Origin of the sequence: Phyllobacterium sp. (genome assembly GCF_037994425.1) — a bacterium.
Taxonomy (GTDB): domain Bacteria; phylum Pseudomonadota; class Alphaproteobacteria; order Rhizobiales; family Rhizobiaceae; genus Phyllobacterium.
In genome coordinates, this window is the sequence record NZ_JBBNAM010000231.1 from 1 (window position 1) to 8,190 (window position 8,190).

10 protein-coding genes are annotated in these 8,190 nt (G+C 56.8%); 2 read left to right on the forward strand and 8 right to left on the reverse strand.

The window, feature by feature from the left end:
- Both AAAB35_RS16085 and AAAB35_RS16090 read left to right on the forward strand, forming a co-directional pair.
- Positions 1-699 (forward strand): MFS transporter (locus tag AAAB35_RS16085; RefSeq protein WP_340669301.1); only part of this gene is annotated, 699 nt, incomplete at its 5' end.
- A 76-nt stretch (positions 700-775) separates the two neighbouring features.
- Entirely contained in the window at positions 776-1,936 is a 1,161-nt protein-coding gene (locus tag AAAB35_RS16090) for an adenylate/guanylate cyclase domain-containing protein (protein WP_340669310.1), read from the forward strand.
- 39 nt (positions 1,937-1,975) lie between these two features.
- On the opposite strand, the gene chrA is transcribed toward AAAB35_RS16090, so the two are convergent.
- The 8 genes from chrA to AAAB35_RS16130 all read right to left on the reverse strand — a co-directional run.
- Positions 1,976-3,280: a chromate efflux transporter gene (gene chrA, locus AAAB35_RS16095; RefSeq protein ID WP_340669302.1), complete on the reverse strand. Its 1,305-nt coding sequence runs from the start codon at positions 3,278-3,280 to the stop codon at positions 1,976-1,978.
- A 61-nt stretch (positions 3,281-3,341) separates the two neighbouring features.
- Positions 3,342-3,641, reverse strand: a complete 300-nt coding sequence (locus AAAB35_RS16100; RefSeq protein WP_340669303.1) for a PadR family transcriptional regulator — start codon at positions 3,639-3,641, stop codon at positions 3,342-3,344.
- Between the two features lie 118 nt (positions 3,642-3,759).
- Positions 3,760-4,140 (reverse strand): VOC family protein, encoded by a 381-nt coding sequence (locus AAAB35_RS16105; protein WP_340669304.1) that lies wholly within the window; start codon positions 4,138-4,140, stop codon positions 3,760-3,762.
- Positions 4,141-4,509: 369 nt separating this feature from the next.
- On the reverse strand, positions 4,510-5,238 hold the full coding sequence (locus AAAB35_RS16110) for an amino acid ABC transporter ATP-binding protein (RefSeq protein WP_340669305.1): 729 nt from the start codon (positions 5,236-5,238) through the stop codon (positions 4,510-4,512).
- A gap of 34 nt (positions 5,239-5,272) precedes the next feature.
- Entirely contained in the window at positions 5,273-5,947 is a 675-nt protein-coding gene (locus AAAB35_RS16115; protein WP_340669306.1) for an amino acid ABC transporter permease, read from the reverse strand.
- Complete coding sequence (locus AAAB35_RS16120) at positions 5,944-6,621, reverse strand: amino acid ABC transporter permease (RefSeq protein ID WP_340669307.1); 678 nt, start codon at positions 6,619-6,621, stop codon at positions 5,944-5,946. Before AAAB35_RS16120 ends, AAAB35_RS16115 begins: the two co-directional genes overlap by 4 nt.
- Before the next feature lie 107 nt (positions 6,622-6,728).
- The gene (locus AAAB35_RS16125) at positions 6,729-7,517 is read right to left on the reverse strand and encodes an ABC transporter substrate-binding protein (protein ID WP_340669308.1); all 789 of its coding nucleotides are present in this window, start codon (positions 7,515-7,517) and stop codon (positions 6,729-6,731) included.
- Between the two features lie 166 nt (positions 7,518-7,683).
- Positions 7,684-8,190 (reverse strand): Lrp/AsnC family transcriptional regulator (locus tag AAAB35_RS16130; protein ID WP_340669309.1); only part of this gene is annotated, 507 nt, incomplete at its 5' end.

The following is an 8,190-nucleotide window of genomic DNA, read 5'->3' on the forward strand; positions in this document are numbered from 1 at the left end:
TCCGTCTTCGTTTTGCCGATCTATCTGACGCGTATCCAGGGCTACAATGCCGAACAGATCGGCATGGTATTGGCATGGACCGGCCTGCCGCAGCTGCTGCTGATCCCGCTGGTTCCGCGTCTGATGAAGCGCTTTGACGTGCGTATCCTGATCGTCCTCGGATTTGCCCTGTTTGCCGCCAGCAACTTCATGAATATCCACATGACAGGCGACTACGCCAGCGATCAGCTTCTTTGGCCCAACATCGTCCGCGCCATCGGCCAGGCGCTAGTGTTCACACCTCTGTCGGCTATCGCGACATCGGGCATCGAGGCCGAGAATGCGGGTTCTGCTTCGTCACTCTTCAACATGATGCGCAACCTTGGCGGCGCTGTCGGTATCGCAGCGTTGCAGACGTTCCTGACCAAGCGCGAACAATTCCATTCAAACGTGCTTACCCATTCGGTGTCGCTGTTCGAGGAAGCAACCCGCGATCGCATCAACAGCCTGACCGCCTACTTCATGAGCCACGGCATACCCGATCACGCGACCGCCAGCCACAAGGCGCTGATTGCCATCGCTTTCCGGATGCGCAAACAGGCCAATATCATGGCCTTCAGCGACACGTTCTTCCTGCTCGGCGTTGCCCTTGTCGTCGCACTTCTCGCAGCGCTGCTCCTCAAGAAGCCCGGTCAGCTCTCCGGCGGCGGCCCACATTGAACTCAATGATTTCGGGAGAATCTCCATGACATACGCTACGCCAATAGAAATCGCCGCTGATACTCTTGGTCGGTCGATGCGCCGCACGAACCACAGTTGGTCCGTGCTCACAATGATCGAGTGGCTTTCCGGAGACGAATGCCATTCACTGGACGAAGCCGGCCTCATTTCCGGGCTCGGGCGCAGACTCCAGGCAGTAGGGCTGCCAGTCGATCGTTTGACCTTGCATCTGATGACACTGCATCCAGAATATTTGGGCAGAAGCGTTGCCTGGGCGCCCGGTGAACCCATCGAGATCCACGACCGCCAGCATGGCGCTGTCAGTCTCGCTTTTCTGGACAGCGCGCTCTGCCATTCGATGAAAACCCGAGAAATCATCATCGCAGGGCGCGATGGAACCGGCGCAAGCTGGCAATGCATGGACATCTTTGCCGGACGAGATCTGGTGCAGCTGATGATCGTCCCCTTATGTAACGCCGACGGTCCTGTGAGCGCGGCCGTCTTCGCAACAAAACGCACGAGCGGATTCAGCCAGGCGGAACGGCAGATCATAGAGCGCATCATGCCAGCCCTACGCAATGCTTGCGAACTGCGCACACTGCGCCAGGCCGAGCTCAGCCTGCTTGATACCTATGTCGGCCCCATGACGGCGCAGCGGATTCTTGGCGGGCATATCCGGCAGGGCGAGATCGAGTCCATCGACGCGGCCCTGCTTCTGTGCGACCTGCGCTGTTTCACCGAGATGTCCAACCGTCTGCGGGCCAGCAACGTCATGCAACTGTTGAGTGGCTATTTCGATGCAGTCGTTCCGGCAATAACAGGCAAAGGCGGTGAAGTGTTGAAGTTCATGGGTGACGCCGTGCTTGCATTCTTTCCAGGCTACAGCGCCGCATGGGCGACGGCAGCCGCCCATCAGGCTGCGATGGAAATTCTTGAAAACTTGGAGACCACGCAAATCAATGGCATGAGACTGAGTGTCGGCATGGCCCTGCACTATGGCGAAGTCAGCTATGGCAATATCGGCTCGGGCAGACGTCTTGATTTCACGCTCATTGGCCCGGACGTCAATATGGTCAGCAGGATTCAGCACGTCTGCAGCGAAGAGGGGCATGAACTGCTGATGTCACGTCCCTTTGTAGAGGCAAGGGAGGCTCGCATCGAAAATTCTATCGGCACGCGACTATTGAAGGGCTTCGAAAATCCGGTCGAGCTTTTCGACGGCAAATGGAATCATTAGCAGTCACAGCCAATTTGAAAAAGAACCCCCCTTGACCTATTAGAGAACAGTATGGGCGGCGCAAAGCGGACGCCGTAACTGCGCTTTTTCAAAGCTTTTGCCAAGAGAGATCACGTCCAATGCCGCCTCTTGGTACCTGCATTCCTTGATACTACCAAAAGCGGCACCGACCGCGGCCAGCCCGATTACCACGACCCATGGCGGCGCTTTCCAAACCGTCAGAAACAAAAAGCCGGCGAGCGCGAGAAAAAAATCGCTCGGTGTGGCGACGGCAGTGATCCAGACGGGGCTGTAAAATGCGGCAGCAAGAATGCCTACCACCGCCGCGTTTGCCCCCTTCATGGCTGCTTGTGCAAGCGGGCGACGCCGGAGCCCGTCCCAGAACGGCAACGTCCCGTACACCAGAAGCAAGCCGGGGAGGAAAAGCGCAACAAGAGCAATCACGGCACCCATCACCCCATTGGGTTCGGGGAGTGCTGCCGCACCGAGGTAGGCTGCGAACGTGAACAACGGTCCAGGAACCGCCTGGGTAGCGCCGTAGCCTGCGAGAAAGGCTTCATGACTGACCCAACCGGGGTGGACAACGGCCGTTTCGAGCAGCGGCAGCACGACATGTCCGCCGCCAAATACGAGTGCACCGGAACGATAGAACGCGTCAAACAACAAGAACGCCTGACCACCTGCGATCGCGTGCAAAAGCGGCGGGGCCACAAACAGAGCAGTAAAAAGGATGAGCGCACACAAGGCACTTCGATGGCCGACCGGGAAGTTGAGATGGTGTGTGCTCTGGATACCTCCATCTCGGCCCAGGACGATGCCCAGGAGCGCACCGCCGGCAATCGCGCCGATCTGGCCGACAGTGCTGTTGAGAAACACCGCGGCTGCCACTGCTGCCAGGGCAATTCCGATGCGAGGCCGATCCGGAGTGAGTGTGCGGGCCATTCCCCAGATCGCCTGTGCTACAACAGCGACAGCAACAAGCTTCAGTCCGTGAATGACGCCTTGCCCGATTGGGCCTGAAAAGCTTGCCGCCCCATAGGCGAATGCCAGCAACAAGATTGCCGAAGGAAGCGTAAAAGCCGTCCAGGCGGCGATGCCACCCAACAACCCGCCACCCCTAAAAAGGCCGAGCACAAACCCCACCTGACTGGAGGCAGGGCCTGGCAAGAACTGGCATAAGGCAACGACATCAGCGAAGGCACTGTCGTTGAGCCATTTGCGGCGAACGACAAACTCCTCGCGGAAATATCCAAGATGAGCAATCGGACCGCCGAAAGATGTAAGCCCAAGCTTCAGGAATGCGGCAAAAATTTCAAAAACGCCGTTTGGGTTCGACCCATCCATCGTCCTCTCAGCGTTTGCCATCAGCGGGCAGCCCCAGTCGCGGCAAAAAACCGATGGGCGTCTACTCCATCATTTCGCCGATCAGTTCCCGTACCTTGCCGCGGGCAATTTCGAGTGCTTCGCGTCCAAGGGGTGTCGCACGATAGAATTTGCGCGCCGTTCGGCCGTCGCGACGGATTTCGGAGACAAGATAGCCCTTCATTTCCATTGATTTCAGCATCGGGTAAAGAGTTCCGGCGCTTAGTTTGTAACCGTGGCGGGCAAGCTCGTCGATCATCCTTCGACCGTAGAGTTCGCCTTTGACTGCATGATGCAGGACGTGGAGCCGAATGAGGCCGCTGAGTAGATCCTGGTGTTCCATACCACCCAATCATCATTACCTGGCTCACACAATCGATTTTCGATATCGTGAGGTTATAACCTTGACAAAGGCAGAGTCAATTCCGCCCTCCTTTATCCCGTCGGCAGAGTACACGGTCTCAGTGCAATGGCTCAAACAGTTCAATCGGGTTGCCTGATGGGTCGTCGAGTAGAATCTGGCTGCCAGCGACGCCTTTGAGGATTTCGTTTCTGAAGGATAACCCCGCCTTGCGGAGTCGTTCGACTTCTGATTCGATATCCGACACAACCAAAAGAATTCGGTTCCAGCCACCCGGGATCGGTTGGCGGCCATCAGGCATGGCACGTGCGCCCGAACTGGCCTTGCCGCTCAAAAGAAGCCGCAGATTATCGCGGGTCACCGATGCAAAGGCGGCCCCGGCATCTTGCTGAAGCGTGAAGCCGAGCAAGGTCGTGTAAAATTCGATTGAGACCGGAACATCATCGACGATGTAACGGATGCTCACAAATTCTTGCGACATTTTGTGGTCCTCCCTGGTGGTTAAGGAGTATGGCGTAGCGAATTCGAGGCGGCTGATGTCGTCCGAAGCGCCCAGCCGATGCTTTCGGCTTCACGTACAACCACTGCCTGCCCGGCGCGCAGCAACTGCAAAGCAGTTGTTATACCTGCGAGGCCCCCTCCGACGATGCAGGTTTCGCATTCTATGACTGCTGACGATACCGGAAAAGCGTAATTGTCGTCCATCGTACGCCTGTCGAAAGTATCAATATAACTCATTTGCTCTCGCTTACAGATTGCCGACCCGGTATCAAATGGGTTTGCGTTATACCTGATAGTGGAAAAACGATTGAAAACGTCGCGGCGCCAATGTCTCCCGATGCGTCGACCATCAATGACGTAGAATCTTACTCAGGAAGGCGCGGCTTCGATCGGTCTTCGGGTCGGAAAAAAACTCTTCCGGTGTCCCGGTTTCCACGATGGCCCCAGCATCCATGAAGACAATCCGCTGTGCAACTTTACGGGCAAAGCCCATCTCATGCGTCACGACCATCATGGTCATGCCTTCCTCGGCCACACCGACCATCACGTCGAGCACTTCGCTGATCATTTCAGGATCGAGAGCCGAAGTAGGCTCGTCGAACAGCATGATTTTCGGGCGCATGCAGAGGCAGCGGGCGATGGCGACCCGTTGCTGCTGACCGCCTGAAAGTTCGGCCGGATAGGCACTGAATTTTTCTGCCAATCCGACTTTCGCCAGCATTTCGCGTCCAGCCTCTTCAGCCTCTCTGCGCGAAATCTTTCGCACGTGGATGGGTGCCAGCGTGACGTTCTCAAGCGCCGTCTTGTGTGGATAGAGATTGAAAGACTGGAAGACGAAGCCAATTTCGGTGCGCAGTTCGGTCATGTTGGTGGCACGGTCACCGATGCGCTGTCCATCCACCACAAGATTGCCGTCCTTGATCGTCTCGAGGCCATTGATGCAGCGGATCAGCGTGCTCTTGCCCGAACCGCTCGGGCCGCACACGACAACCACCTCGCGCGGCTCGACACTGAGCGTAATGTCCTTGAGAACATGGAGCGCTCCGAACCATTTGTTGACGCCGCGAAATTCGATCATATCAGGCTGCTTTCGTTGCCGGAGCTTGAATTCTTCACAGTTGCACCTCGCCATGGGCCGCGCTCATGCGTCTCTCCAGCCGACGGGCAAGCAGGATGAGCGGATAGCACACAACGAAATAGCCGATGCCGACAATGGCAAACACGAGCAACCCATTTGGGACGCGCTGCACCACGAGCCAGCCGACCCGGGTAAGGTCTGTCAAACCAATGGCGGAGACAACGGAAGAATCCTTTATGAGAAGAACATATTGCCCCACGAGCGGCGGCAGGGAAACCCGCATCGCTTGCGGTAGCACCACCTGCCGCATCCGCTGCCACTGCGAAAGTCCCGAAGCGAGCGCCGCCTCGACCTGGCCCGTCGGCACGGAACGGATGCCTGCGGCAACGATCTCGCAAATGAAGCAGGCCGCGAGATTGGTCAGCGCAATGATGCCAGCCGTGAATGCATCAAGTTCGACACCGAATTCTGGCAGGATAAAGAAGATAAGAAATATCTGGACGAGGAACGGTGTTCCCCGGATAAGATCGACCCAGACCCCGATCACAGTACTGACCAAGCGATTTCCGCTCGTCCGTAAGACGCCGATTGTGAATCCTATCAATGTGCCGAGCGCGAGGCTTATTACCGACAGCGCAATGGTCATGCCGAGACCGCGCAGTGCCAGAGGATAGCTACCGATCAAGCTTTGAAGTTGGAACCAGATCATATGCGGCTACCGATCGGGCGCACGCCGAGCCAGCGAGCCGACAAGTGCGCCATTGATTTCAATCCGTAATAAAGCACGAGATAGCATGCAGCTGTTGTGATGAAGCCCTCAGCGGGCATGAACCGGTCCGATGCCAGCAACTGACCGGCGCGGGTCAATTCGGCGACGGAAATCAGCGACAGCAGCGCGGAGTCCTTCACCAAAACGATGGCTTGGCCGAGGAGGGGTGGAATCGTTACCCGGATAGCCTGCGGCAAGATCACAAGACGCATCCGCTGGGCATAGGTCATGCCCGAGGCAACGCTCGCCTCTACTTGTCCACGCGAGATCGAAAGAATGCCAGCACGGATAATCTCGGCAATGTAGGCGCCGCTGTTGAGGGAAAGCGCAAGAATGCCGACGAAGAGCTCTGGCAACACCACGCCGAGCCGGGGCAGGCCGAAATAGAGGAAGTAAAGCTGTGCCAGCAGCGGCGTCGCACGGATTGCGTCGATATACATCTTCGCCGGGAGCTTCAGTACCTTTGAGCGCTGCAAGTTCATGGCGCATAGGATGATTCCAACAGCAAGCGCACCTGCAAACGAAACGATGGATAGCCAAAGAGTCGCGACAAATCCCTCCCCGAACAAGGGCAGGTATTCGACGATGGTGCGAAAGCTGAAATTTTCAAGCATGCCGCGACGATCCCCCAGGCGGCGAAAAGAGCGCAGTCACAGAGCGGCTGGACGGCCTTACTTGAACCTGAGAGGCCTCACGCAAAACCGCCCGTAGTCGCACTTACTTAGTGGTCTTTCTTCCAGTCGTCAGAATTGACCCAGTAATCCAGGTTCTTTTGGAGACGGCCATCGAGGGCGACCTGATCGAGGAAGAGGTTCATCCAGACCAGGAGATCCTGCTCGTCGTAGCGTGTGGCAAAAGCGAGTGGCTCTTTCGACAAAGTTTCCGGCATGATCGTGAAGGTTCCTGCTGGATAGGCGGCCTGCTGACCCTTGACTGCCGACACATCGTTCACGCCGCAATCAGCCTGGCCGTTGTTGACCGCATCAAGCAAAAGTGGACCACCACCCTTGTAGCTTTTGATATCGGCATCCGGAAAAGTCTCCTTTGCGACTTTCTCACCCGTCGCGCCGAGGAGCACGGCGATCTTCGTACCTTTCGCCTTGCACGCTTCCATTGTCCCGAACTTGCTGTCGGCCTTGGCGAAGACGGTGCTGCCCGTGTACATAAAGGGCTTGGTAAAGGCGACTTTCATTGCCCGCGCCAATGTTGGGGTCATATCCGCAACCAGCAGATCGGCCTTGCCAGAAAGAAGCGCCGGAATCAGGCCGTCCCAATCGTAGTCCTGAAACGTGATTTTTACGCCCATTTCCTTCGCCATGAGTTCGGCAAGCTCGACCGAACTACCGGTGCGTTTGCCAGCCTGGTCGACCATGGAAAAGGGAGGACCTTGCGTTTGAACTGCGACGCGCAGTTCTCCGCGCTTGGTGATGTCGTCGAGAGTTCCGGCGTTTGCCAGGCTTGCAGTGGTCAGCAGTGCAAGGCCTGCGACGAATAGTTTGGCGATCTTCATTAGTATTCCTCCATGTTATAGTTAAATGTTCCCGCCCTGTTTGGGCTCTTGCTCCCGACGTCCGCAGTCTCTCAGAAGCGTCGCTGAAGTATCTTCCGCATCTGAGTGTTTTGATTACCTGTTCCAAGACTTCGCCTTCGAGGTAACCTCATTGAAATGAAGGGATTCAAGTCAGCACCGCGCGCAAAGGCGATTCTGCGCCACTTGACCAACACCCCTTGGGCAGACTGACCCATTTGTTGCACGCTGCCATGACAACGAATGTTTCCGTACGCGTGATCTCTCCCGGCTCACCAACTCCCGGGATTAGTTCGCTCGTGACGCGATAGAGGTCAGCGACATCCCCAGTCACGACAACATCAACGATTATGTCGAAACGGCCGGTTACAACGCATGCCGAGTTGACGAACGGGAGTTCGGCGATTCGCAGGGCGATCTCGCGGGCGCGGCCATGCCCCCTGGCATTGATACCGACGATGGCAGAAATCAATTCGGGCCGCTCAGACAGATTCAGCAGTCCAACAATTTTGATAAGGTTCTTGCTCAGGAGGTTACGGAGGCGCGAGCGCACGGTTGGCACTGATATCGCCATGGCCTCAGCAAGACGATTCACGCCGATCTGCGCATCTTGCGCCAGCAATTGCACCAGTTTGCGATCCGTGTGGTCTAGGTG

Coding starts and splice junctions, on each gene's coding strand:
- AAAB35_RS16090 (WP_340669310.1), top strand. CDS start 776: ATGCGCCGCACGAACCACAGTTGGTCCGTGCTCACAATGATCGAGTGG.
- AAAB35_RS16100 (WP_340669303.1), bottom strand. CDS start 3,641: ATGGAACACCAGGATCTACTCAGCGGCCTCATTCGGCTCCACGTCCTG.
- chrA (WP_340669302.1), bottom strand. CDS start 3,280: ATGGATGGGTCGAACCCAAACGGCGTTTTTGAAATTTTTGCCGCATTC.
- AAAB35_RS16110 (WP_340669305.1), bottom strand. CDS start 5,238: ATGATCGAATTTCGCGGCGTCAACAAATGGTTCGGAGCGCTCCATGTT.
- AAAB35_RS16105 (WP_340669304.1), bottom strand. CDS start 4,140: ATGTCGCAAGAATTTGTGAGCATCCGTTACATCGTCGATGATGTTCCG.
- AAAB35_RS16115 (WP_340669306.1), bottom strand. CDS start 5,947: ATGATCTGGTTCCAACTTCAAAGCTTGATCGGTAGCTATCCTCTGGCA.
- AAAB35_RS16125 (WP_340669308.1), bottom strand. CDS start 7,517: ATGAAGATCGCCAAACTATTCGTCGCAGGCCTTGCACTGCTGACCACT.
- AAAB35_RS16120 (WP_340669307.1), bottom strand. CDS start 6,621: ATGCTTGAAAATTTCAGCTTTCGCACCATCGTCGAATACCTGCCCTTG.